Origin of the sequence: Thioalkalivibrio sp. AKL6, from assembly GCF_000376905.1 — a bacterium.
Taxonomy (GTDB): domain Bacteria; phylum Pseudomonadota; class Gammaproteobacteria; order Ectothiorhodospirales; family Ectothiorhodospiraceae; genus Thioalkalivibrio; species Thioalkalivibrio versutus.
Genome location: NZ_AQXS01000010.1, coordinates 184,044 through 208,139 on the forward strand (window position 1 = coordinate 184,044; position 24,096 = coordinate 208,139).

Below are 24,096 nucleotides of genomic sequence, written 5' to 3' on the forward strand. Positions count from 1 at the left end.
GTGCTCAGGCCCTGTTTCCGGCGTGCGGGGCGCCGGGGTGGGCGGATTCAGCGCGCAAGCCCGGGCTCCGTGGCGGCTCCGTCGGCGTACCAGGCCCAGAAGTCGTTCGGCTGTTCCAGGGCGGCATCGGCGCCCCATTGATCCGGACGCTGGTTGGCGTCGATGTAGCCCCAGTTGGCGATCAGGGTGGGCATGCCGGCGGCCCGTCCGGCCGCGATGTCGCGTTCTGCATCGCCCCAGTAGCAGTGGCGTTCCGGCGGCAGGCCAGTCTGCCGGGCGGCCAGCCACATGGGTTCCGGGGCGGGTTTGCGCTGGGGCAGGGTATCGCCGCTGACGACGGCTGCCATGCGCGCATGCAGCCCGAGGGCCTCCAGCAGTGGATCGGTCAGCCAGCCCGGCTTGTTGGTCACCACGCCGACGGACCAGCCGCGGGCCTCGCAGGCGTCCAGCAGCTCTGCGAGTCCGGGAAACAGGGCGGTGGTCCGGCACAGGTCGCGGGCGTAGATCTCCAGGTAGCGCTTCTTGAGATGCTCCGCGAAGGCGGGATCGGCGTCCGGGAAGGCGAGATCCACCAGGGCCCGGGACCCGTGGGAGACAAAGTTACGCACGACCTCGAACGCCAGCGGCGCACGGTCGTGTTCGGCCATCAGGGTGACCAGGGCCGCATGCATGTCGGGAGCGGTGTCCAGCAGGGTCCCGTCGAGGTCGAACAGGACCGATCCGAGTTCGCGGGTCATTCGTCGGGGCCGGCTTCGTCGCGGCGGGCGGCCATCAGGTAGTTCACGTCGGTGCGGGCGACCAGGCGATAACGCCCGCTCAGGGGCGAATAGGTCAGGCCGGTCATCGCGGTGACCTCGAACCCGTGGCGGCGCAGGGCGGTGCCCAGTTCGGAGGGACGGATGAAGCGGCCGTACTCATGGGTGCCGGTGGGCAGCATGTGCAACACGTATTCGGCCCCCACGATGGCCTCGGCAAAGGCGCGCGGAGTTCGGTTGATGGTGGACAGGAACAGCCAGCCGCCGGGGCGCACGAGCTTTGCAAGGGCGTCGATGACGGCATCCGGATCGGGCACGTGTTCCAGCATCTCCAGGCAGGTCACCACGTCGTAGTCGCCGGCGTGACGTTCGGCGTGCGCCTCGGCGGTGGTGTGCAGGTAGTGGATCTCAAGCCCTGCCTCCACCGCATGTTCGCGCGCCACCTCCAGGTGTTCGGCGCCGGCGTCCAGCGCGGTGACCTGAGCGCCGCGAACCGCCATTGCCTCGGAGAGGATGCCGGCGCCGCAGCCTACATCCAGCACCTTCTTGCCGGCGAGATCGGCCTGGCCGTCGATCCATTCGAGGCGCAACGGGTTGATCGCGTGCAACGTGGCGAAGGGGCCCTTCGGGTCCCACCATTCGTGGGCCCGATGGGTGAATTTGTGGATCTCGGCGCTATCGACGTTTGCGTGCGCAGAAGTTTGGGAGAGGGGTTCGGGGCTCATGGCGTCTGTCTCGCTCAGGGAAACACTGATTAATGTACACGTTCGCGCTCGAGTCGCTGTTGCGTGCGAACAAGGCGCGGTGACTGCCGTGCAGTCATTCTGCACAAAGGAACCGCAACGCCGTTCCCGCGCAAAAGCGGCCGAGCCCCTCGGGGTTGGCACCCCAGGTTCCCCGATCCTGCGTTGCGGCCCTTGCCGGTCGAACAACTATCGGCTGCGCACCGCGCCTTGTCTTGGAAAACCTGGGGTACCAACGCGAGCGTGTACATTGATCAGTGTTTCCCTCAGGCAGTGGGCTGCTGGGTTTCCAGCACCCGGATGCGCCAGTACTCGGCTTCGGCGTGGAGATCCTGCGAGTTCAGCGTAAGCAGTTCGCGGTCGCGTAGCAACGGCCGTCCGGCCACGTAGACATCGCGCACGGCATCGCGGGTGGCGGCGTAAACGATCTGTGCACTGGGGTCGTGCGCCGGTTGCAGTTCCAGCGCCTGCAGGTCTACTGCGACCACATCGGCCTGCTTGCCGGGCTCCAGGGAGCCGATCCGATCCGCGAGTCCCAGGGCTTTGGCACTCCCCAGCGTCGCCATTTCCAGCGCGGCGGTGGCGGGCAGGGCGGCGGCATCGCCACTGACCCCCTTGGCCAGCAGTGCCGCGGTGCGCATCTCGCCGATCATGTCGAGATCGTTGTTGGAGGCAGTGCCGTCGGTCCCGAGGGCGATGTTGATGCCGGCGGCCTGTAACCGCGTGACCGGGCAGAAGCCGGAGGCGAGTTTCAGATTGGATTCCGGGCAGTGGGCGATGGAGACCGGGCGTTCGCGCAGCAGATCCAGATCGGTATCGTCTACCTGGGTCATGTGCACCGCGATGAAGGGCTGGTCCAGCATGCCAAGGCGTGCGAGGCGGGCCAATGGTCGTTCGCCCTGGTCGCGCAGGGCGTCGGCGACCTCGCTGGCCGTCTCGTGAACATGCATGTGGATGGGCACGTTCAGTTCGCGGGCACGGGCCGCCACGCGCTCCAGGCTTGTATCCCCCACGGTGTATGGCGCGTGCGGGGCGACATTGAAGGTGATGCGGTCATGGTGCCCCCAGTTCGCGACGACGTCCGCGCCGCGCTGGAAGTATTCGTCTGCCGTGCTGGCCCAGGGCGTTGGGAAGTCGAACACGGTGAGGCCCAGCGAGGCGCGGATGCCGGTCTCGTCGACCACCCGGGCCGCATCGTCCACAAACAGGTACATGTCACTGAAGCACGTCGTGCCCCCGCGCAGCATCTCGGCTATGGAGAGGCGGGTGCCTGCGCGTACGAATTCGGGGGAGAGCAGCTTGCCCTCGGCCGGCCAGATATAGCGCTTGAGCCAATCCATCAATGTGTGGTCGCTGCCGATGCCGCGCAGGAGGCTCATGCCGGAATGCGTATGGGCGTTCACCAGGCCCGGGATCAGGACCTGTCCGGGGTGGTCCCGGTACTCGGCGTCGGGATGGTTTGCGCGAGCGGTGGCTTGCGGCTCGATGGCTTCGATCACGCCGTTACGAATCACCAGGGCGTGCTCCCGCAGGATGGTGTCGCGGGGAATGACCGGGAGGATCTGCGGGGCGCCGAGGATCAGCGTCTGGGCGTTGTGCATGGCGGTATGTCTGCGCGGGGGCCAGGGTCGCGCATGGTACCCGAAAGGGGCGGCATTGCGCCGCCCCGGGAAACGGCCGGGACTACCAGCGATTAATCGCCAGGCGGCCCGGACCGGTCAGTGCCAGGGCGATGGCCGTGAACAGGAACATGCCCTGCAGCTCGAGGGCCCAGCCGCCGGTGCCGGTGAGCAGGAAGACCTCGTGGGTGTGGGCGAGCGCGATGGCGAAGAGCATGTTGATGGCGATAATCACCGCGCCGATGCGCGAATACAGGCCGATGATGACGAGGATCGGGGCGAGGATCTCGCCGATGTAGACGCCATAGGCGAGGATCGCCGGGAGTCCGGCGTTGGTAACCATGCTTTCGATGCCGCTGATCCCGCCAGTCAGCTTGGCGATGCCGTGCAGCAGGATCATGATCCCGAGGGCCAGGCGGAGTACGAGCTTGCCACTGTCGTCTAGCGTGTTGTCCATTGCCATCCTCTCCTTGTCGTGCTGCGGATCGATGTCCCCAGTCGCTACGGTCGGGCCTGTGCCCGACCGGGTTTGTCCCCGGGCAACATCCAGCCAGGGCATGCGCCCCTTTGGGATGTACCTGTGGCGGGTCAGCCGGCGTTGCGCCCCAGACGCTGGGCCCGGGCGACCTCGGCGACGTGACGCCCCTGAAAGGCGGCCATGCCCAGTTCGTTTTCGCTCGGTTGGCGCGAGCCGTCGCCGTCGGCCAGCGTGGTCGCCCCGTAGGGGGTGCCGCCGCAGACCTCGCTGACATCGAGCAGGCGCTTCTCGGTGTAGGGTAGACCAACCACGGTCATACCGTAGTGCAGCAGGTTCACGATGGTCGAGACCAGGGTGGTCTCCTGGCCGCCGTGTTGCGAGGCGGTGGAACTGAACACGCTCCCGACCTTGCCGACCAGCTTGTCGCCGAACCACAGGGCACCGGTCTGATCGAGGAAGTTGGCCATCTGCGCGGCCATCCGGCCGAAGCGGGTAGGGGTGCCGATGATGATCGCGTCGTAGTCCGCCAGTTCTTCGGGCTTGGCGATGGGGGCGGCCTGGTCGAGCTTGGCGCCGGCATTGCGGGCCACGTCTTCCGGCATCAGCTCGGGGACGCGCTTGATCGTGACTTCGGTCTCCGGGACCTCACGGGCGCCGCGGGCAACAGCTTCGGCCATCTGCTCGATGTGGCCCCAGGTGGAGTAGTACAGGATCAGGATCTTGGTGCTCATGGCGGGTCGCCTCTGGTTGGCTAGGTTGCAATACCCGCTACCTTAGATCCGATTTATACGAATGAAAATGGCGAAAAACGGCTCCAACGATTCGGATAATACGAATGGTTAGGGGTGGGTTGTGGCGTTTCCGTTGCCGCTCTGGCGCAGTACCAGGGCCTCAAGTTCTGCCAGCGTGTCGGGGTGGCCGTACAGGTAGCCCTGAAAGTGGCGGCAGCCGAGGCCGAACAGGAAGGCCCGCTGCTGGTCGTTCTCCACACCTTCGGCGATGACGTCCAGGTCGAGGGTGTGAGCCAGGTTGACCACCATCTGGGCGATCGCGGCATCGTTGGGATCGTCCAGGACGTCGCGTACGAAGGACTGATCGATCTTCAGCTGAGCGAGGGGCAGTCGCTTGAGGTAGGCGAGAGAGGAGTAGCCGGTCCCAAAGTCGTCCAGGGAGAACTCGATTCCGAAGCTCCGCAATTCCTCGATGTGGGCAATGACGGTCTCCACGTTTTCAAGCAGCATGCTCTCGGTCAGCTCCAGCTTCAGGCGGTGCCCCGGTGCGCCGGTAGCCTCGAGCGTCTCGGCCAGATTGCGCACGAAGTACTTGTGCCGGAATTGGCGCGCGCTGACGTTGACCGACAGGGTGAGGTCCCGAAAGGCGGGCTGGTGTTTCCAGGCAGCCAGCTGCTCACAGGCCGCGCGCAGCACCTTGCGGCCAATCGGGACAATCAGACCGGTCTGTTCTGCCACGGGGATGAACTCGGCGGGCGAGATCATTCCGCGGCTGGCATGCTGCCAGCGCAGCAGGATCTCGGCCCCGATGACTGCGCCCGACGTGTTCACCTGTGGCTGGTAGTGCACGCTGAAGGCGTCCTCATCCAGGGCGTGGCGAAGCTCGCTCTCCAGCTCGAATCGGGCCTCGACGGCACGGTGCAGCTCGGGGTCGTAGAAGCGCACAGTGTTGCGCCCGGCGTTCTTGGCCCGGTACATGGCGAGGTCCGCCTGCTTGAGGATCTCCTCCACGCTCAGATTGCGGCCGCTGAACAGTGTGGCGCCGATACTGGGCGTTACGTGTCGCCTCTGTCCCGCCAGCTTGAATGGATCGCGCAGAATCTCGATGAGCTTGCGACCCACGGCCTCGGCCTGGGTCGCCGCGCGTGCCGGGTCCGGGTGGAGATCATTGAGGATGATGACGAACTCGTCGCCCCCGAGGCGGGCGAGGGTGTCCGCCTCGCGCACGGAGTTCAGCATGCGCTCGGCGACCTGGCGTAGCAGGTCATCGCCGACTGCATGGCCGAGGGTGTCGTTGATGTCCTTGAAGTTGTCGAGATCGATGAACAGCAACGCGCCATGCAGTCGGGTGCGTTCGGTATTGGCGAGACTCTGACCCAGCCGGTCGTGCAGCAGGGTGCGATTGGGCAGTTGGGTCAGCCCGTCGAAGAAGGCGAGACGCCGGATCTCGTCCTCGGCCTGCTTGCGATCGGAGATGTCGGTCATCGTGCCGAAGGTCGCCGTCACCTGGTCGTGGTCATCGAAGCGGGCACTGGCGTAGATGCTGACCCAGCGGATGTCACCGTCGCGGGTGCGCAGACGGATCTCCTCGGATTGGGAATGGGAGCCGCCCTCGAGGAGGGTGGCACAGAAGCTATGGGCGTCGTCGTGGTCCTCGGGGGCTACAAAGTCGCACAGCGGGCGGCCGAGAGTCTCTTCCACGCTAAACCCCGTCAGGGCCTCCCAGGCTGGATTCAGCAGGGTCCAGTGGCCTTCGGCATCGGTACGGAAGATGACCTCGGAGATGTGGTCCACCACGTCGCGGTAGCGGTTCTCGCTTTCCGCCAGTGCATCGGTGGTGCGTCGGTGGGTGGTGATATCCAGGGTCAGGCCGCGCAGGCTCTCCCGGCCGTCCGCGTCCCGGGCCCAGGAGAGGATGTCTCGCAGCCAGATCCACTGGCCGTCGCGATGGGCGAAGCGGTAGTCCACCGTGCGCGGGCTGGTCCGGCTCTCGCGGGCGGCGTTCTGCACGCGCGGCAGGTCGGCCGGGTGGATATGCCGGGCGCGCAGCTCGCCCCGGCCCAGGTTGTGGGCCGGGAAGCCCAGCAGGCGGCGGGCGTCGCCGGCCACGAACTCCCATTCGTGGGTGCGCGGGTCAGCCTCCCACAAGATCGCGTTGGCGCCGCCGAGCATGGATTCCAGGCGCGCGACCGAGCGGTTCAGTTGTTGGTTCTGTTGTTCCAGGGTGGTCTGGGTGGACCCCAGGTGGGCGGCGACATCGTTGAAGGTGCGCGCGAGGTCGCCGAACTCGTCGTGCGACCGCACCGGGATGCGATGGTCCAGACGGCCGCCCTGCAACGCCTTGCCGCCCTGGTTCAGCAGGCGCAGGCGGCGAGTAATAACCAGGCTGAAGACCACCGCGGCCAGCATGGACAACACGAGCACGCCCAGCGCCAGCAGGACGTTGCGCTGCAGGAGGGTAGCGGACAGGGCGTCGATCGCATCGGTGGAATAGCCCACCGCCAGGGTCCCGAGCGGTTGCCCGGCCAGATCAATGTCGCGCAGGATCTCGATCTGCCCGGGCGTGGTGCGCGTGCCGTCCGCGCGTGCCGGGATGGTGTCCGGCGAGATGCCCACCGACGCCATCGGCTGGTCCTGGGCGTCGAGTACCACGGCATAGAGGACATGGGAGTCGTCCGCGACGAGCTCGAGCAGGTCCTGCAGCATCGCCGGATCCGCGTAGGCCAGGCCGGGGGTCAGCGCGCTGGAGAGCAGGCGGCCCTGCTGTTCGGCAAAGCGTTCCAGCATCTGCGACTGGTTCTGCTGCACCTGGGAGATGCCGCTGATCATCAGCGCTGCCACCATCGCGACCTGGATCGCGACGGTGCCGATGATGATCTGCCAGGCGAAATTCAGGCGCATGTGGGGGGCGCCGACGCCTGTGGGGCGATGCCGGCAGGGGTGGGGCCAGAGCTGGTTGGAGCCGGGCCGGGAAGGGGCATCGATGGAATCCGGGTTGCGTGCGCGCCAGAGTCACCGCGTGGTGCGGCAATGGATGTGATCCCGACCATTTTAACGATACTGGACGATGGATGCCCGTGCCGTTTGAAATTTGGGGAAGGCCACGGCGGTCGGGGGTGATCATCGGGGTGGGTGGATGGCGAGGTAGCGGGGGAGAAGCCGAAACTCCAGGAGCGGTCCGCGTCCGCGCGGCGGGCGTGATGGATGCTGCGGGCTGGACTTACGGGGTCGGCTTCCCGGCCGGGATGGGGGCCCGGAGATCGAATTTGGCTTCCAGGTCATCCAGCGCACCCTGAAATGCCGCGTACTCGCCGGCATGAGCCTCGATGAATCCGCGGTGTCCGATGTGCCTCAGGAGTGTTGTGCCGGACGGGCTCTGCTGCAGCGTGATCAGGCGATGGTGCAATCGCGGGGTGTCGCGATCCAGACGTTCGTGTACCAGAAGGGTAAGTCCCGGGAACCGTTCGGATTGGGCGAGGATACGCACCAGGCTTCCGTCGCCCAGCGACATGTGGCGTTGGCGGGCGCCTTCCATATCCGGTCGTACCGGCAATACGTTGCCTTCGATGATCATGACCAGGGCATCGGCGATTCCGCGTTGGAATGCGGCCACTGCCGCGCTGTTGTGGTGATAGTGCAGGTAGCGGGGCGGGCCGGGTGGGTCGGGCCAGTCCTGGGCGTCAGTCAGGCTGCGTGCGAGGGTCGCCGCGCGGCTTTCCTTGTACGGGACTGCCAGGGATCGGCCTGCGAGGCCGGCAAGCGAATCGATGCCACCCCCGGGCCGCACCAGGAGGACCATCGCCAGCTCTTCCTCGCTGCGTACCAGTAAGCGGTAGGGCCCGTTTTCCGTGAGGAGCGGCACTACCTGCGGTGCCACGAGGATCAAGTCGTAGCGGCCCTCTCGGCTGCGTTCGAGCAGCGTCGGCAGGTCGCGTGCGGACTCCAGCCGTACCGGCTGGCCGAGTTCCGTTCCCAGCCAGTCGCGCAGGGGCGCGTAGCGTGTGAACAGCGCTGGCGGGCTGGCAAATGGCTGAATCCCGAAGGTCAATGGGGCTTGTGCCTGAGCCGGGGTACTCAGCAACCAGAGCAAGATGGCGAATGCCAGCCAGACGAGCGCCGGCCGCCGCCGGGGCGGGCCGGTGGGCTTGCATGACACGTTCGCAGCAGGCGTGACCGTCGCAGGCATGGAGCCACCGTCTATTGGGCTTCACTGGGTAAGACGGATCAAGCGGGCGATTTCGTCCCGTTGCGGGGCGTCAAAGAATGGACGATTGGGCTTTGGTTGGGCTTGGCCGTCTGGTCCGTGGGTGTCGGGAATCCGTCGTCATCTTGTGGCGCGCCCGGTCCTGTCGTGCCTGAAAGCCCCGCTCCGTGGGCCTTTGGCAGGTCTGGCGTTGTTTTTGCTTGCATCCGGTTCCTACGAATCGCACGACCGCGCGCGTGCTACCGGCGCCGCGGGACGGAGGAAGCACATGACCGGAATTTTCGATCGGGTCGCCGAGGCGCTGTTGGCCACGTTGCAGGGGCTCAGTCCATTAAGCGTGATTGGCTTGTTCGCGCTGTTGCTGTTTGGGCTGTTCCTGGCGGCGTTGACGGCGACGGCATTGCGCCGCGCCGAGTCCTTGCAGGGAGCGGCGCCCGCGCTGCTGACCACCGTGGGGATTCTCGGCACCTTCCTCGGGGTCGCCATTGGGCTGCTGGATTTTGACGCTGGACGGGTGGAGGCCAGTATCCCGGCCCTGCTGGAGGGGCTCAAGCTGGCCTTCGTGACCAGTATCGTGGGCATCTTGCTGGCGGCGGTGTTGCGTATGGTTCAGGTGATGGTACCCGCACCGGCGGCCTCCCCCGAAGCGTCTGCGGAGGGTGCGTCGGATGCACCATTGGATAATGCGCACCTGGCGGCACAACAACGGGATGCCTCGCTCGCCGTAGTGGAGGCGGTGCGGGCCCTCGATCAGCGCCTGGATGCCCGGCTGGAGCAACAACACCGCGAACTGACCGGCGCGCTCGATGGCATGGCCGAGCGCATCACCGAGATGAGCAGCGGGCACCTGGTAGAAGCGCTGGAGCGGGTGATCCACGATTTCAACGATCGCCTGGGTGAACAGTTTGGCGAGAACTTCCGGCGTCTGGATGACTCGGTCGCTCGCCTGGTGGAGTGGCAGGATCAGTATCGCGAGCAGATGGACACCCTGCATCGGGCCTTCGACCAGGCCCGTGCCGGGGTCGAACAGACCGAGCAGACCCTGGAGCGCATGACCGGGCAGGCCTTGCAGATCACCCGGCACGTGGAGGACCAGGAATCGACGCTCTCCAGTCTGCGGCGCGAGACGGTGGAACTGGAGGCCCTGCTGGGGAGCATCGCGGCCCTGCGGGATCGCGCCACCGAGGCCTTCCCGGCGATGGACGCACGGCTGGAGGCGATGCTCGAGAGTATCGAGAATGCCGTCCAGGCTGGGCTCGCGGCGGAGACGCGCTGGGGTGGGGAACGTTCCGCCGCCATCGCCTCCGCGGGCGGGCGTAACTGATGTTTTCCTGGTTGGCGCGACGCCGTCGGCGACAAGGTGTGGCCGCGGGAAACGAGGCCGACCAGGGTTCGCACTGGCTGGCGGTGGCGGACCTGATGGCCGCGCTGATGATGATCTTCCTGTTCCTCGCGCTGCTGCACATGGTTCAGGTGGAGCGCGAGAGCGCGGTGCATACCGAGGTTCGCAACGAGGCGGCCGCCTTGCGCGCGGCGATCTATTCGGTTCTGGAGGAGGAGTTTCGCGAGGATTTGCCGCGCTGGAATGCGGAACTGGACCGCGACAGCCTGACCTTGCGCTTTCGCGAGCCGGAGGTCCTGTTCGAGCGCAGTTCGGCACGCATCCGGCCGCGCTTCGAGGCGATTCTCGAGGACTTCATGCCGCGCTACGCGGCACAGTTGCGTCCGTTCGCCGAGGTCATTCGGGAGGTGCGGATCGAGGGCCACACCTCCAGCGAGTGGGCCGGCAGCGACGATGCGCTGGAGGCCTATTTCGGAAACATGGATCTTAGCCAGCGCCGCACGCGCGCGGTGCTGGAATATGCCTATCAGCTAGAGCCCCTGCAGGAGGCGGACTGGTTCCGCTCGCGGGTCGCGGCCGTGGGGTTGTCCTCTTCACGCCGGGTGCTGGACGAGCGCGGCGAGGAGGATCGTCGGGCATCCCGCCGAGTCGAGTTCAGTGTCCTGACCGATTTCGAGGCGCGCCTGCTGGGCGCGGGGGTGGCGTCCGACGAGGCAGGGCCCCGACCTCTGGAGGCTCGCGCCCGCTGACCCGGCTGCCGTCAGATGGCGCCGAGCAGGGCCTTGCGCAGGTGGGCCTGATCCTCGTCGTCGAGCGCCGCGTGGCCGGGGCGGCTGAGGAGGAAACTGTCCTCGACCTGTTCCCCGGCCGTGGCGATGCGTGCAGTCCGCACGTCGATTCCCTGCTCGGCAAGGACATGCCCGATGGTCGACAGCAGGCCGGGTCGGTCCAAAGCGCGCAGCCGCATGCGCGTTGCCTGGCCGCCCGCGGCGGGTTCGAATTCGATCTGCGTATCCACGTCGAAGTGCTTGAGGCGGCGTGGAAGCTGGCGTGAGGCCGGGTTGGGGATGGTCCCTTCGCGTTCGAGTTCGCGTTCGAGGCTCTGGCGGATCTCTTCGGAGCGATAACCGGCATCCACCGTCTGGCCCCCGCCGCTTTCGAGAACCAGAAAGGTATCCAGCGTGCGGCCGCCTGCAGTCGTGATGATCCGTGCGTCCACGATGTCCAGTCCCAACTGGGTCAGGGCGCTGGTGATGCGCGCGAAGATCCGGGGATGGTCGCTGGCGTAGACGAAGATCTCCGTGCTCCCGCGCGAGGTCTTCGGGCGCACCAGGATCAGGGGGAGGGCGTCCGGGGGGAGTGGCAGCAGGGCCCGGCCGTGCCAGGCGATCTCGTCGGCGGAATGGCGCAGGAAGTATTCGTCGTCCAGTTCGTCCCACAACTTCCGGGCCTGATCGGTATCGAAGCCTTGTTGTTCGATTAACGCGAGTGCCTCGGTGCGGGTTTGCCGGATCTGTTCGTCCATGTCCGGCGGGGTATCCAGACCCCGGTCCAGGACATTGCGGGTGGCGTGATAAAGGGTTTGGAGCAGGGAATCCTTCCAGCTGTTCCACAGCTCCGGATTGGTTCCGCGGATATCGGCAATGGTCAGCAGATAGAGAAAGTCCAGGCGTTCGCGGGTGACCACCTCGCGGGCGAAACCCATCACGACCTCGGGATCGGAGATGTCCTTGCGCTGGGCCGTCAGCGACATCAGCAGGTGGGAACGCACCAGCCAGGCAACCAGGCCGGCATCCGCGTCCGACAGGCCGTGATGCTGGCAGAAATGCAGGGCATCGTGGGCCCCCAGCTCGGAATGATCACCCCCGCGGCCCTTGGCGATGTCGTGAAACAGGGCGGCCAGCACCAGGCGTTCGGGGCGCACCAGTCCGGAGTAGATCTGGTGCGCCAGGGGCTGTTCGTGCGCGAACTCGGGCAGCGCCAGGCGGCGCGCGTTGCGCACCACGTTCAGGGTGTGCTCGTCCACGGTGTAGGCGTGGAACAGGTCGTACTGCATGCGTCCGATGATGCGCCCGAAGGCCGGCAGGTAATTGCCCAGCACGCCGTAGCGGTTCATGCGGCGCAGCTGGCTGGTGATCCCGCGCGGGGCGCGCAGGATGTCCATGAACAGCTCGCGGCACACCGGATTGCGGCGGAAGTGCCCATCGATCAGGTGGCGGTGGGCCCGGATCAGGCGGATGGTGGAGGCGCGGATGCCCTGGATCTCCGGGTGTTCCTGGAGCAGGCGGAAGACCTCCAGCAGCGCCGGCGGATAGATCATGAAGACCTGATCGTGCGCCGCCTCGAGGTAGCCGCCCCGGACCTGGAAACGCTGGTGGATGCGTACGGGGTCCTGCAGGGCTTCCGGATCGTCGAGGATGGCCTCGTTGAAGTGCTGCAGCAGCAGTTCGTTCAGCCGTTCGAGATCGTTGATGGTGCGGAAGTAGCGCTGCATGAACTGCTCGACCGCCCGGTTGTGGTTCTGGTCGACGAAGCCGAAGGTGTTGGCCAGCTGGCGCTGCAGATCGAAAAGCAGGCGGTCCTCGCGGCGGCCAGCGAGCATGTGCAGGGCAAAACGCACCCGCCAGAGGAAGTTCTGGCCCTCCATCATCTCGCGGAATTCGCCCTCGCGCAGGAAGCCGAGCGATACCAGCTCCTCGATGCGTTCGGCGCCGTAATGACGCTTGGTGACCCAGCCGATCATCTGGATGTCGCGCAGGCCGCCGGGGCCTTCCTTGACGTTCGGCTCGAGGCGGTAGGCGGTCTCGCCAAAACGCCGATGGCGGGCTTGTTGTTCGGCCAGCTTGGCGGCATAGAAGCTGCGCGAGTCCCAGATGCGGTCGGGCTCGATGGCGCCACGGAAGTCGTTGAACAGGCTGAGATGGCCGGCCAGGTAGCGGGCCTCGATCAGGTTGGTCGCGACGGTGATGTCGTCGCGCGCCTCGCGGGTGCAGTCGTCGATACTGCGCACGCTGTGCCCGACCTCGATGCCGATGTCCCAGAGGAACGTGACGAAGTCACTGATCCGGTCGAAGAGGGCGGGATCATGTTCGCCCTCGAGGATGATCTGGATGTCGATATCGGAGGCCGGGTGCAGTTCGCCGCGGCCATAGCCACCGACCGCGATCAGGCATAGCTGGTCGTCATCCGCGAGGCCCTTCTGGGCCCAGATCAGCTTGAGCAGCTCGTCGATGCGCCGGGCGTGGCCATGGATCAGCTCGGCGATCGGCATGCCGTCGCGAAAGCCCTGGTATTGCTGTTCCAGGATGGCGCGGCGCCGGTCCCGAAACAGCGCAATATTCCCCGGGTTGCGGCTCAGCCGCTGGTAGTCCTCGCCCCAGCCGGGGGTGAAGGCCGGGGTGTCGAGTTCGCCGGGGTTGCTGCCCGCAGGATTCATTGGGGCTCCGTGGAATGGGCGGTTCGAATCGGCGGGGAACAGGCGTGATGGCCTTCGATCAGGCCGCGATCTCCTGCGGTGGGGTTTCGTCCTTGCGCAGGGTCAGGATCTCGTATCCGTCGGCGGTGACCAGCAGTGTGTGTTCCCACTGCGCCGACGGACTGTGATCCTTGGTCACGGCGGTCCAGCCATCCGCCAGGATGCGAGTGTGGCGGCGGCCGGCATTGATCATCGGCTCGATGGTAAAGCACATGCCTTCTCTCAGGGTCATACCGGTGCCGGGCTTGCCATAGTGCAGGACCTGCGGATCCTCGTGGAAGCCGCGCCCGATCCCGTGGCCGCAGAACTCGCGTACCACGGAGCAGCGTTGTGCCTCGGCGTAAACCTGAATCGCGTGGCCGATATCGCCCAGCGTTGCGCCCGGGCGAACCTGCTGGATGCCGAGGTACATGCTGGTACGTGCCACGTCGATCACCCGCTGGGCCTGGATACCGGCCTTGCCGATCACGAACATGCGGCTGGTGTCGCCGTGGAAGCCGTCCTTGATCACGGTGATATCGATATTGAGGATATCGCCGTTCTTCAGCTTGCGATCCCCCGGGATGCCGTGGCAGACCTGATGGTTCACCGAGGTACAGATCGACCTTGGGAAGCCGCGATAGTTGAGTGGGGCCGGGATCGCGTCCTGGGTGTTCACGATGTAGTCGTGACAGATCCGGTCCAGTTCCCCGGTGGTCACGCCGGCTTGCACGTGGGGCTCGATCATCTCGAGGACTTCGGCGGCCAGGCGGCCGGCGACGCGCATGTGTTCGATCTCTTCGGGGGTCTTGATGGAAACGGACATGGGGGCTCCCGCCGCGGCGCCCGGAGGGGCTCGGCGTTTGGTTCGGGTAAGTGTCCTATGCTATAAAGCGCGCGCCTCGCTGGCAATTCGGCGGGGCCGGAAGCCGCCTTTTGCGGGGCGACTCCCGAAACCTTAATCCACACACGCATCGGCACGATCTGTCGGGTGCCCGCCCTCGAAGAAGATTCGGTTCGGGTTTCAGATCGGGATGCGTGGAGGCTCAACCCGTTACAGGAGAAAACTCATGTCCCTCGTGACTATGCGACAGATGCTGGAGGCCGGTGTGCACTTCGGCCACCAGACGCGTTACTGGCATCCCAAGATGGCCCCGTACATCTTCGGGGAACGCAACAAGATTCATATCATTAACCTCGAGAAGTCCCTGCCGATGTTCAACGATGCGTTGAACTTCCTCGGCAAGATCGCGGCCGACGGTGGCCAGATCATGTTCGTCGGCACCAAGCGCTCGGCCCGCGACGTGGTGGCCGAAGAGGCAAACCGTTGCGGCATGCCGCACGTGAGCCACCGCTGGCTGGGCGGCATGCTGACCAACTTCAACACCGTCAAGCAGTCGATCAAGCGCCTGAAGGACCTCGAGACGATGGACGCCGATGGCAGCTTCCAGGTCCTGAACAAGCGCGAGGCCCTGAGCCGTCGCCGCGAAAAGGACAAGCTGGATCGCAGCCTGGGCGGTATCAAGGACATGAACCGCATGCCCGATGCGATGTTCGTGATCGACGTCGGCTACGAGAAGATTGCGGTGGCCGAGGCGAAGAAGCGCGGCATTCCGGTCGTCGCCGTGGTGGATTCCAACCATTCCCCGGAAGGCGTGGATTACGTGATCCCGGGCAACGATGACGCGATGCGTGCGATTCAGCTCTATGTGGCCGCGATCGCCGATACCATCATCGAGGCCAAGGGTGCGGTGACCACGGGTGGCATGGGCGAAGCAGAAGCCGCCGAGCCGGCCGCTGCAACGACTGACGCCCCCGACACCGCGTCGCCCGCCAACCCCGCTTGATAACAGGAGCCGGTCGCCACGCTGGCGGCCGGCTCGAGCATGATTCAGGAGCAAGCAACGATGCAGATTACTGCTGCACAAGTAAAAGAACTGCGCGAGCGCACCGGCGCCGGCATGATGGAATGCAAGAAGGCCCTGACCGAAACCGGCGGCGATCTGGAAGCGGCGGTCGAGGCCATGCGCAAGTCCGGCATGGCCAAGGCCGACAAGAAGGCGGATCGTGTCGCGGCCGAAGGTCGCGTCGAGATTGCCAGCGACGGTTCGCGCGCGGTGATCGTCGAGATCAACTGCGAGACGGACTTCGTCGGCAATGACGACAACTTCCGTGCCTTCACCAGCGCCTGCGCCAATGTGGCGCTGAACACCGCCGCCGATTCGGTGGAAGGTCTGATGACCGAGACCGTCGATGGTCAGACCCTGGAAGAACAGCGTACTCAGCTGATCGCCAAGGTCGGCGAGAACGTCCAGGTCCGCCGTTTTGAACGCATGACGGCGGAAGGTGCGCTGGGTTTCTATCAGCATGGTGCCCGGATTGGCGTGCTGGTTGGTCTGAACGGTGGTGACGAGCAGCTGGCCAAGGATATCGCGATGCATATCGCGGCGAGCCATCCGGTGTGCATCGACGAGAGTCAGGTGCCGACCGAGATGCTCGACAAGGAACGTGCGATCTTCAAGGCCCAGGCCGAGGAATCGGGCAAGCCGGAGAACATCATCGAGAAGATGATCGAGGGGCGTATCCGCAAGTATCTGGGCGAGATCACCCTGGTGGGCCAGCCGTTCGTGAAGGATCCGGATCAGACGGTCGCACAGCTGCTGGAAAGCAAGGGGGCTTCGGTCTCCGGCTTCATCCGCTTCGAGGTGGGCGAGGGGATCGAGAAGAAGACCGAGAACTTTGCCGAAGAGGTAATGGCTCAGGCGCGCGGCGCCTGATCCAGCAGGACTCCGGGGCGGCCGCTTGATGCGGCCGCTTCCGGATAATAGGGCCAGAAAAAACTGGCAAGCGAGAACAACCGAGCCCGAGATAAGGAACCCCATGAGTCAGGACAGCCAGCCCGCGTTCCGGCGCATCCTTCTGAAGTTGAGTGGGGAGGCCCTGATGGGTCAGCAATCCTATGGGGTTGACCCGGATGTCCTGGCGCAGGTGGCCGAAGAGGTCTCGGAGCTCTCCCGCATGGGGGTCGAGGTCGGCATCGTGATCGGTGGCGGCAACATCTTCCGTGGTGCGGGTCTGGCACAAGGCGGCATGGACCGGGTGACCGGCGACCACATGGGCATGCTGGCAACGGTGATCAATGCGTTGGCGCTGCAGGATGCGATCGAGCGCGCCGGGCGTTTTTCGCGGGTGATGTCGGCGATCCGCATCAATCAGGTGTGCGAGGACTACATCCGCCGGCGTGCGGTACGCCACCTGGAAAAGGGGCGCATCGTGGTGTTTGCGGCCGGTACTGGCAATCCGTTCTTCACCACGGATTCCGCGGCCAGCCTGCGGGCGATCGAGATCAACGCCGACATCATGATCAAGGCGACCAAGGTCGACGGGGTCTACGATGCCGATCCGATGACCACCAAGGATGCCCGACGCTACGAGCGGCTGACGTTCGACGATGCGCTGGAACAGCGTCTGGGCGTAATGGATACCACGGCTCTGGTGATGTGCCGAGACAATGGCCTGCCGATCCGTGTAATGAATATGTTTGCCAAGGGCGACCTGCAACGGCTCGTGATGGGCGAGGCGGTCGGCACCTTGGTCGAGGGAGCCCGTAATGAGTGACGCCACCCTGAAAGATGCGCGCGAACGCATGGACAAGAGCCTGGAAGCGCTGCGCAACGAGCTATCGAAGATTCGAACCGGCCGTGCGCACCCCACGCTGCTCGAACATGTGCATGTGGAGTACTACGGCATGGATGTGCCGATCAACCAGGTCGCGAACATCAATGCCGAGGACGCACGCACGCTCTCCGTGGTCCCGTACGAGAAGGACATGGTCGGCAAGATCGAGAAGGCCATCATGACTTCGGATCTGGGACTCAATCCGGCGAGCATGGGGACGACGATCCGTGTGCCGCTGCCGGCGCTGACCGAAGAACGGCGCCGTGACCTGGTCAAGGTCGTCCGGGCTGAGGCCGAGCACGCGCGGGTGGCCGTGCGCAATATCCGGCGGGATGCCAACAACGCGTTCAAGCAGCTGGTCAAGGACAAGGAGATGTCCGAAGACGACGAGCACAAGGCGCAGGATCAGATCCAGAAGCTGACCGACGACCACATCGCCAAGGTCGACGCGATGCTTGCGGACAAGGAAGCCGAGTTGATGGAAGTCTGACCGGCGCAGGCGATGCCGGTTACTACTTCACCCAGCGAGGCGCTCCCGGCGCACGTGGCCATCGTGATGGACGGCAACGGGCGTTGGGCCGAGGCCCGAGGTCTGAGTCGTTCCGAAGGCCACCGGGCGGGGCTGGAGGCGACGCGGCATGCCGTGCGGTTTTTCGCCGAACAAGGCGTGGGCACCCTGACGCTGTTCGCCTTTAGCAGCGAGAACTGGGGCCGCCCGCGCGAAGAGGTCGAGGCACTGTTCGATCTGTTTGTGTCCGCCATCGAGGCGGAACTCCCGGAACTGATCGAGCGCGGGATCGCGCTCACCTTTATTGGCGATCGCGCAAGCTTCCCGTCGGATCTGCAGACGCGGATGGCGGAAGCCGAGCAGGCCTCTGCCGCCAACGAGGGTATGCGGGTTGTCGTGGCACTGGGATACGGTGGCCGCTGGGACATCCTGCAGGCGGCCCGCCGGTGGGTGGCCGCGGGCGACGAAGGGGCGAATCCCGAGACTTCTTTCGCCGGCTATTTGAGCACGGCCGGGATGCCGGACGTCGATCTGTTGATCCGCACCGGCGGCGAACGCCGCATCAGCAATTTCCTCCTGTGGCAGGCGGCGTATGCCGAGTTGCTCTTCATCGAGACGTTCTGGCCGGACATCACAGCCGATGATCTGCGACAGGGGCTGGCGTGGTATGCGAGTCGCCAGCGGCGTTTCGGCTGCGTGACCGGAGCCGCCGAGGCAAGTGCGCGGGAGGTACCGAGTGCTTAAACAACGGATTCTGACCGCCGCGGCACTGGGTTTGCCGGCGCTGGCCCTGGTGGCCTGGGGCCCGAACTGGGCGGTGCTGGCGCTGGTCGCGCTGGTCCTCGGGTTGGCGACCTGGGAGTGGGGTGGACTGGCTGGGCTCGAACACCCGTTGGCACGCGGCGCGCTGGTGGCGGCCGTGGTGGTTCCCGTGCTTGCGCTCGGTCTGGCGCCGGTTGCGGGGCTGCACTACCTGATCCTGGGTCTGGTGTTGCTGTGGTGGCTGGTGATCCTGTTGCTGTTGCCGTTTTATCGCGAGCGCGAGACGGCCGCACCGGCATCCAGTCGGATCCTCTTTGCGGTGGCCGCGATCATGACGTTGGTGCCGGCGGGAATGGGCCTGGTTTGGCTGCATGCCCTGGCACCGTTGCTGGTGGTCTATCTGGTGGTGCTGGTTGGCCTGGCCGACACCGGGGCGTATTTCGCCGGGAAGGCGTTCGGGCGCAACCCGCTGGCGCCGCATATCAGTCCCGGGAAGACCCGCGAGGGCTTGCTTGGCGGTCTACTGACGGTGCTGGCCTTCGCGATCGTGGTGGCGGCCGTTTGGGGCCTCGAGCCGATGGACGCGATGGTATTCCTGCTGCTGTCGGTGCTGATCGGGCTGGTCTCGGTCGTGGGGGACCTGTTCGAGAGCATCCTGAAGCGACAGGCTGGCGAGAAGGACAGTGGTTCCTTGCTGCCGGGCCACGGGGGTATTCTGGACCGGTTCGACAGCATGGTCGCGGCGGCTCCGGTTTTCCTGGCGGGGTTGCTGTGGCTGGCGCTGATTCCGGCCCCGCCGGTGGCGGCATAGCGCGAACGGACGCAGGTACCCATGAAGACGACGCAGATCACCATTCTCGGATCAACCGGCAGCATCGGGTTGAGTACGCTCGATGTCGTGGCGCGTCAGCCGGAACGCTTCCGCGTGTATGCCCTGACGGCGCATCGCAATGTGGAGCGCATGCGCGCGCAGTGCCTGGCGCACCACCCGGAAGTGGCCGTGATGGTCGATCCCGATGCCGCCGAGGCTCTGCGCACGGCTTTGGCGGCGGTCGGCTCGCGTACCGAGGTGCGGGCGGGTGCGGAGGCCCTGGCTGAGGTCGCCCGGGAGCCCCGGGTCGACGCGGTGATGGCGGCGATCGTGGGCGCAGCCGGACTGTTGCCGACGCTGGCCGCGGCCGAGGCGGGCAAACGGGTGCTGCTCGCCAACAAGGAGGCGCTGGTCATGTCCGGGGCCTTGCTGATGGATGCCGTGCGCCGCTCCGGTGCCTGTCTTCTGCCGATCGATTCCGAGCACAACGCGATCTTTCAGTGCCTTCCCAATGGCTACGTCTGTGCCGAGTCGGTGACACCGCACGGGGCACGCCGGATCTGGCTCACCGCATCGGGGGGGCCGTTTCGCGACCGTCCGCTGGACAGCTTTGCCGGGATTACGCCGGACGAAGCCTGCGCCCACCCCAATTGGGATATGGGGCGCAAGATCTCGGTGGACTCGGCGACGATGATGAACAAGGGGCTCGAGGTGATCGAGGCCTGCTGGCTGTTTGCCGTGGCGCCCTCGACGATTCAGGTGGTACTTCACCCGCAGAGCATCGTGCATTCGATGGTGGCCTACGATGACGGGTCGGTACTCGCGCAACTCGGCAATCCCGACATGCGCACACCGATCGCCCATGCGCTGGCCTGGCCCGAGCGTATGGAGTCGGGCGTTGAACCGCTGGATCTGCTCACGATGGGCAAGCTGGAGTTCTCCGAGCCGGAAGCGGCACGTTTCCCGGCGCTCGGTCTCGCCTACGCCGCACTGGAGCGTGGAGGGACGGCCACCGCGGTTCTCAACGCGGCCAATGAAGTGGCGGTGGATGCCTTCCTGGGAGAGCGCCTGGCCTTCAGCGAGATCCCGGCGGTGATCGCCACGACCCTGGAGGCGATCGAGGCCGAGGCGGCCGATTCGCTGGAGCGCGTCCTGGGTGCGGACCGGCGGGCTCGCGAGGTCGCGAGCGAGTATGTCGCGAACGCACGACCCGTCCTGTCATGACGTTCCTGACGAGCCTGCTGGCGTTTGCGGTGGCCATTGGCGTACTGGTGACCGTGCACGAATATGGGCACTACCTCGCCGCCCGTCTGGTGGGGGTGAAGGTGCTGCGCTTCTCGGTGGGTTTCGGCCGGCCGATTTTCAAGCGCTACTTCGGGCGGGACCGGACGGAATTCGTGATTGCCGCATTGCCGCTGGGTGGCTACGTGAAGATGCTCGACGAGCGCGAGGGTCCGGTGGCGGAGGAGGAGGTCACGCGCGCCTTCAACCAGAAAGGTCTTGGGGCCCGTACATTCGTGGTGTCGGCCGGTCCGGCGGCGAATTTCCTGCTTGCGATCCTGGTCTACGCCGTGATGTTCATGGTGGGTGTGGGCGGGATCAAGCCCATTCTGGGCGAGGTGGCGCCGGATACGCCGGCCGCCGAGGCGGGCCTCGAGCGGGGGCAGGAGATCCTGCGGGTGGGCGATCGTGAAGTGGCGGACTGGGAGCAGGTCAACCTGCGCCTGCTGGACCATGCGGTTCGCGGCGAGGCGGTCACCCTGCTGCTGCGGGGCACGGACGGTCGAGAGATCGAGCGGGAGGTGGACCTGCGGGATCGTCAGGCGTTGCTGGCAGAGGGGCAGTTCCTCGACAAGCTGGGGTTGCAGCCCTATCGACCGATGCTGGAACCGCGGATCGGTGCCGTCGAGGGTGGGAGCCCCGCGGCGGCGGCAGGACTGGAGGTCGGGGATCGCGTGCTGGCAGTGGAAGGCGAGCCGGTCGCGGACTGGAATCGCTGGGTCGAGGTGGTGCGTGCGCATCCAGAAGCCGATCTGCGGGTCACCGTGGAGCGCGACGGGCGCACCCTGGAACTACGGATGACGCCGGAGGCGACGGATCACGAGGGGGTGGCCATTGGCCGTATCGGCGCGGGCGTGGATACGGATCAATCGGCGGCACGGGACATGGCCGTACTGGTGCGCCAGGGTCCGGGATCGGCATTTGTCTCGGGGGCGGAGCGGACGTGGGATGTGACCGTCCTGACACTTGGCATCCTGTGGCGAATGATCACCGGGGATGCGTCGGTTAAAAATATCAGCGGACCGGTTACCATAGCCGAGTTTGCGGGGGTCTCGGCATTGATCGGGATTTCGGCGTTCCTGGGATTTCTCGGGCTGGTGAGCGTCTCGCTCGGGATCATCAATCTGCTGCCGATCCCGATGCTGGATGGCGGCCATTTGCTGTATTACGCCGCCGAGGCGGTGAAGGGCAGCCCGGTGTCGGAGCGCACCCAGATAATCGGTCAGCAGGTGGGTCTGCTGGCGATCGCGGGGCTGATGGTACTGGCCCTGTACAATGATTTGACACGACTGTTCGGTTAGGCGAGGGCACTCTGGAGCGGCATCCCGGGTGCCTCGATCAGCCCACCGAACGGCCTATTTTTTGGCGGAGAGCATGGCGCGAAACAGCTTGAGAGGAATGGCCCTGGTCGGTTTGCTGGGCCTGGCGGGGACGGCCTGGGGCCAGGCCTACGAGATCGAGGATATCGAGATCGAGGGGCTGGAACGGATCACCGCCGGTACCGCGCTCAGTTATCTGCCCGTGCAGGTTGGGGATACCTTCGACGACAATCGCAGTCCGGAGGTGATCCGCGAGCTGTTCCAGACCGGCTTCTTCGACGATGTGGAGATCGCCCGGCGCGGGGACGTCCTCGTTGTGATTGTCTCGGAACGCCCCGCGATCAACGAGATCAATTTTTCCGGTAACCGGGATATCCCCGACGAGGGCTTGCGCGAGGCGCTGGATTCGGCCGGCCTGCGTTCCGGGCGGGTATTCAACCGCACGATGCTGGACCGCATCGAGAGCGAGCTGCGCCAGCAGTATTTCGCGCGCGGACGCTACAACGTGCAGGTCGATGTGGAGATCGTGGAACTGCCGCGTAACCGCGTGGACATCGAGATCGACATTACCGAAGGGCCGGTGGCCAAAATCCGCCAGGTCAATGTGGTGGGTAACGAGAGCTACTCGGGTCGTGAACTGACCCGGCGTTTCGAGTCCGGCGTGCCACGCTGGTGGGCCTTTTTCAGTCGGCGGGACAATTACTCGCGCGAGAAGCTGTCCGGGGATCTGGAACAGCTCCGTTCGCATTATCTGGATCAGGGTTTCCTGGAGTTCGATATCGACTCCACTCAGGTGACGCTGACGCCGGATCGCCGGGATCTGTTCATCACGATCAACGTCGACGAGGGCGATCGCTATACGGTGACTGGTGTGGATCTCGCCGGGGAGTTCGTGATCCCGCGGGAGGAACTGGAAAGCCTGATTGACGTGGACATCGATGCGCCGTTTTCGCGCAGCCAGGTGACCGAATCCGCCGAACGGATCAGCGAGCGCCTGACCCGGGAAGGTTTCGCATTCGCCAACGTGAACCCGGTGCCCGACGTGGACGAGGACAACCGCGAAGTGGCGATCACGTTCTTCGTCGACCCGGGTCCGCGCGTCTATGTTCGGAACATCCGGATCACCGGCAATCAGAACACCGAGGAACGGGTGTATCGCCGCGAGATGCGGCAGATGGAGAGTGCCTGGTACAACGGGGCATTGGTCGAACGTTCCCGGGTGCGTGTCCAGCGGCTGCCGTTCGTCCAGAGCGTGAACGTGGAGACCGAGCGGGTCGCCGGTACCGATGACGAAGTGGACCTGAATATCACCGTGACCGAGCAGCAGTCCGGGGCCTTGTCGCTGGGCGCCGGGTTCTCGCAGAACCAGGGGCTGCTGCTGACCGCGAGCCTGACACAGGACAACTTCCTTGGGACCGGCAATCGCTTCTCCACCGAGGTGAGTACCAGCAAGGTCAACCAGCTGTTCCGCATGAGCGTCACCAATCCGCACTTCACCCCCTCCGGTGCGAGTCGCGGGTTCTCCGTGTTTTATCGCAAGATCGACGCCGAGGAGGCCAACATCTCGCGGTATTCATCCAACCGCTTTGGCTTCGACGTGACCTACGGGATTCCGCTGTCGGAGTTCGACCGGATTCAGGTGCGACCGGGTTTCGAGAACATCGAGATCGAGACGGTCGAACGCTCCGACACTCGTATCGGAACCCCGGACGAGATCATCGACGAGCTGGACGAATTTGGCGATTCCGCGAACCTCTACAAGCTCGAGACCAGCTACGTCCACGATACGCGGGACAGCACGACCTTCGCCTCGCAAGGCCGTCGTCATCGGGTCGGCCTGGAAGTCACGGTGCCGGGCAGTGACCGCGAGTTCTACAAGCTCACCTATTCGGGCCAGGAGATCTTCCGGCTGTCCGATCGGTACTCCTTCAGCCTCTCCGCCGGACTCGCGTACGCGGATGGCTACGGAGGGGATGACGTGCCGTTCTACGAACGGCTGTTTGCCGGGGGCATTCGCTCGGTCCGCGGCTACGAGGACAACCAGCTGGGCGATCTGCGACCGATCCGCGATGGTCAGGTGGCGACGCGCGATTCCAATGATGATCCTTACGGTGGGCGTTTCCGGACTACGCTGTCCGCGGAATTGTTCTTCCCGATGCCGTTTGCGGCCGACAACGATGCAGTCCGCATGAGTACCTTTGTGGACGCGGGGAATGTGTTCCATGATGTGTCGGACTTTGATACCAGCGAGTTGCGGGCATCGGCGGGTGTGGCGGTGACCTGGTTCTCGCCGGTGGGGCCGTTGAGCTTCAGTGTGGCCGAGCCGTTCAACGATCAGCCGGGTGATGAGCTGCAGCGCTTCCAGTTCCTGCTGGGGGCCAGTTTCTGAGGATGATCGATGCAAGCGCATC

20 protein-coding genes are annotated in these 24,096 nt (G+C 65.4%); 11 read left to right on the forward strand and 9 right to left on the reverse strand.

Annotated elements, in window-relative coordinates:
- Positions 1–47: 47 nt before the first annotated feature.
- From gph to D575_RS0108895, 7 genes are all read right to left on the reverse strand, one after another.
- The gene (gene gph, locus D575_RS0108865) at positions 48–737 is read right to left on the reverse strand and encodes a phosphoglycolate phosphatase (RefSeq protein WP_018145561.1); all 690 of its coding nucleotides are present in this window, start codon (positions 735–737) and stop codon (positions 48–50) included.
- A complete protein-coding gene (ubiG, locus tag D575_RS0108870; protein ID WP_018145562.1) occupies positions 734–1,480 on the reverse strand; it encodes a bifunctional 2-polyprenyl-6-hydroxyphenol methylase/3-demethylubiquinol 3-O-methyltransferase UbiG in 747 nt (248 codons plus the stop codon). The genes gph and ubiG overlap by 4 nt, the downstream gene beginning before the upstream one ends.
- A 284-nt stretch (positions 1,481–1,764) precedes the next feature.
- Entirely contained in the window at positions 1,765–3,099 is a 1,335-nt protein-coding gene (locus D575_RS0108875; protein ID WP_018145563.1) for a TRZ/ATZ family hydrolase, read from the reverse strand.
- An 82-nt stretch (positions 3,100–3,181) separates the two neighbouring features.
- A complete protein-coding gene (locus D575_RS0108880) occupies positions 3,182–3,574 on the reverse strand; it encodes a DoxX family protein (RefSeq protein WP_018145564.1) in 393 nt (130 codons plus the stop codon).
- A gap of 131 nt (positions 3,575–3,705) precedes the next feature.
- Entirely contained in the window at positions 3,706–4,326 is a 621-nt protein-coding gene (gene wrbA, locus D575_RS0108885) for an NAD(P)H:quinone oxidoreductase (RefSeq protein WP_018145565.1), read from the reverse strand.
- Positions 4,327–4,434: 108 nt separating this feature from the next.
- Entirely contained in the window at positions 4,435–7,227 is a 2,793-nt protein-coding gene (locus D575_RS0108890; RefSeq protein WP_018145566.1) for an EAL domain-containing protein, read from the reverse strand.
- A gap of 319 nt (positions 7,228–7,546) precedes the next feature.
- A complete protein-coding gene (locus D575_RS0108895; protein ID WP_026182100.1) occupies positions 7,547–8,407 on the reverse strand; it encodes a PhnD/SsuA/transferrin family substrate-binding protein in 861 nt (286 codons plus the stop codon).
- A 391-nt stretch (positions 8,408–8,798) separates the two neighbouring features.
- Here D575_RS0108895 and D575_RS0108900 point away from each other — a divergent pair, with 391 nt between their 5' ends.
- Positions 8,799–9,854: a hypothetical protein gene (locus tag D575_RS0108900; RefSeq protein WP_018145568.1), complete on the forward strand. Its 1,056-nt coding sequence runs from the start codon at positions 8,799–8,801 to the stop codon at positions 9,852–9,854.
- Positions 9,854–10,621, forward strand: coding sequence for an OmpA family protein (locus tag D575_RS0108905; RefSeq protein WP_018145569.1), 768 nt, complete (start codon positions 9,854–9,856; stop codon positions 10,619–10,621). Before D575_RS0108900 ends, D575_RS0108905 begins: the two co-directional genes overlap by 1 nt.
- 11 nt (positions 10,622–10,632) lie before the next feature.
- Here the strand turns inward: D575_RS0108905 and glnD are convergent, their stop codons facing one another.
- Positions 10,633–13,308 (reverse strand): [protein-PII] uridylyltransferase, encoded by a 2,676-nt coding sequence (gene glnD / locus D575_RS0108910; protein WP_018145570.1) that lies wholly within the window; start codon positions 13,306–13,308, stop codon positions 10,633–10,635.
- 58 nt (positions 13,309–13,366) lie between these two features.
- A complete protein-coding gene (gene map, locus D575_RS0108915; protein ID WP_018145571.1) occupies positions 13,367–14,152 on the reverse strand; it encodes a type I methionyl aminopeptidase in 786 nt (261 codons plus the stop codon).
- A gap of 244 nt (positions 14,153–14,396) precedes the next feature.
- Between map and rpsB the strand changes: the two genes are divergently transcribed.
- The 9 genes from rpsB to bamA all read left to right on the forward strand — a co-directional run bounded on the left by rpsB (position 14,397) and on the right by bamA (position 24,074).
- Positions 14,397–15,173 (forward strand): 30S ribosomal protein S2, encoded by a 777-nt coding sequence (rpsB, locus tag D575_RS0108920; protein ID WP_018145572.1) that lies wholly within the window; start codon positions 14,397–14,399, stop codon positions 15,171–15,173.
- A 60-nt stretch (positions 15,174–15,233) separates the two neighbouring features.
- Positions 15,234–16,103, forward strand: a complete 870-nt coding sequence (gene tsf, locus D575_RS0108925; RefSeq protein WP_018145573.1) for a translation elongation factor Ts — start codon at positions 15,234–15,236, stop codon at positions 16,101–16,103.
- Between the two features lie 103 nt (positions 16,104–16,206).
- Positions 16,207–16,944 carry a UMP kinase gene (pyrH, locus tag D575_RS0108930; protein ID WP_018145574.1) on the forward strand — a complete coding sequence of 246 codons (738 nt, stop codon included), beginning with the start codon at positions 16,207–16,209 and terminating at the stop codon, positions 16,942–16,944.
- Entirely contained in the window at positions 16,937–17,494 is a 558-nt protein-coding gene (frr, locus tag D575_RS0108935; RefSeq protein ID WP_018145575.1) for a ribosome recycling factor, read from the forward strand. Before pyrH ends, frr begins: the two co-directional genes overlap by 8 nt.
- 12 nt (positions 17,495–17,506) lie before the next feature.
- Positions 17,507–18,256 carry a polyprenyl diphosphate synthase gene (gene uppS, locus D575_RS0108940; protein ID WP_018145576.1) on the forward strand — a complete coding sequence of 250 codons (750 nt, stop codon included), beginning with the start codon at positions 17,507–17,509 and terminating at the stop codon, positions 18,254–18,256.
- Positions 18,249–19,085, forward strand: coding sequence for a phosphatidate cytidylyltransferase (locus D575_RS0108945; protein WP_018145577.1), 837 nt, complete (start codon positions 18,249–18,251; stop codon positions 19,083–19,085). The genes uppS and D575_RS0108945 overlap by 8 nt, the downstream gene beginning before the upstream one ends.
- Before the next feature lie 21 nt (positions 19,086–19,106).
- Entirely contained in the window at positions 19,107–20,309 is a 1,203-nt protein-coding gene (gene ispC / locus D575_RS0108950) for a 1-deoxy-D-xylulose-5-phosphate reductoisomerase (protein ID WP_018145578.1), read from the forward strand.
- Complete coding sequence (rseP, locus tag D575_RS0108955) at positions 20,306–21,667, forward strand: RIP metalloprotease RseP (RefSeq protein ID WP_018145579.1); 1,362 nt, start codon at positions 20,306–20,308, stop codon at positions 21,665–21,667. The genes ispC and rseP overlap by 4 nt, the downstream gene beginning before the upstream one ends.
- A 73-nt stretch (positions 21,668–21,740) precedes the next feature.
- The gene (bamA, locus tag D575_RS0108960) at positions 21,741–24,074 is read left to right on the forward strand and encodes an outer membrane protein assembly factor BamA (protein WP_369699422.1); all 2,334 of its coding nucleotides are present in this window, start codon (positions 21,741–21,743) and stop codon (positions 24,072–24,074) included.
- The last annotated feature ends 22 nt before the right edge of the window (positions 24,075–24,096 follow it).

Excerpts from the sequence above, each read along its gene's own strand:
- rseP (WP_018145579.1), top strand. The coding sequence starts at position 20,306 with ATGACGTTCCTGACGAGCCTGCTGGCGTTTGCGGTGGCCATTGGCGTA.
- wrbA (WP_018145565.1), bottom strand. The coding sequence starts at position 4,326 with ATGAGCACCAAGATCCTGATCCTGTACTACTCCACCTGGGGCCACATC.
- tsf (WP_018145573.1), top strand. The coding sequence starts at position 15,234 with ATGCAGATTACTGCTGCACAAGTAAAAGAACTGCGCGAGCGCACCGGC.
- bamA (WP_369699422.1), top strand. The coding sequence starts at position 21,741 with ATGGCGCGAAACAGCTTGAGAGGAATGGCCCTGGTCGGTTTGCTGGGC.
- ispC (WP_018145578.1), top strand. The coding sequence starts at position 19,107 with ATGAAGACGACGCAGATCACCATTCTCGGATCAACCGGCAGCATCGGG.
- uppS (WP_018145576.1), top strand. The coding sequence starts at position 17,507 with ATGCCGGTTACTACTTCACCCAGCGAGGCGCTCCCGGCGCACGTGGCC.
- D575_RS0108905 (WP_018145569.1), top strand. The coding sequence starts at position 9,854 with ATGTTTTCCTGGTTGGCGCGACGCCGTCGGCGACAAGGTGTGGCCGCG.
- D575_RS0108890 (WP_018145566.1), bottom strand. The coding sequence starts at position 7,227 with ATGCGCCTGAATTTCGCCTGGCAGATCATCATCGGCACCGTCGCGATC.
- glnD (WP_018145570.1), bottom strand. The coding sequence starts at position 13,308 with ATGAATCCTGCGGGCAGCAACCCCGGCGAACTCGACACCCCGGCCTTC.
- D575_RS0108900 (WP_018145568.1), top strand. The coding sequence starts at position 8,799 with ATGACCGGAATTTTCGATCGGGTCGCCGAGGCGCTGTTGGCCACGTTG.
- ubiG (WP_018145562.1), bottom strand. The coding sequence starts at position 1,480 with ATGAGCCCCGAACCCCTCTCCCAAACTTCTGCGCACGCAAACGTCGAT.
- pyrH (WP_018145574.1), top strand. The coding sequence starts at position 16,207 with ATGAGTCAGGACAGCCAGCCCGCGTTCCGGCGCATCCTTCTGAAGTTG.
- gph (WP_018145561.1), bottom strand. The coding sequence starts at position 737 with ATGACCCGCGAACTCGGATCGGTCCTGTTCGACCTCGACGGGACCCTG.
- D575_RS0108880 (WP_018145564.1), bottom strand. The coding sequence starts at position 3,574 with ATGGACAACACGCTAGACGACAGTGGCAAGCTCGTACTCCGCCTGGCC.
- D575_RS0108875 (WP_018145563.1), bottom strand. The coding sequence starts at position 3,099 with ATGCACAACGCCCAGACGCTGATCCTCGGCGCCCCGCAGATCCTCCCG.
- frr (WP_018145575.1), top strand. The coding sequence starts at position 16,937 with ATGAGTGACGCCACCCTGAAAGATGCGCGCGAACGCATGGACAAGAGC.
- map (WP_018145571.1), bottom strand. The coding sequence starts at position 14,152 with ATGTCCGTTTCCATCAAGACCCCCGAAGAGATCGAACACATGCGCGTC.
- rpsB (WP_018145572.1), top strand. The coding sequence starts at position 14,397 with ATGTCCCTCGTGACTATGCGACAGATGCTGGAGGCCGGTGTGCACTTC.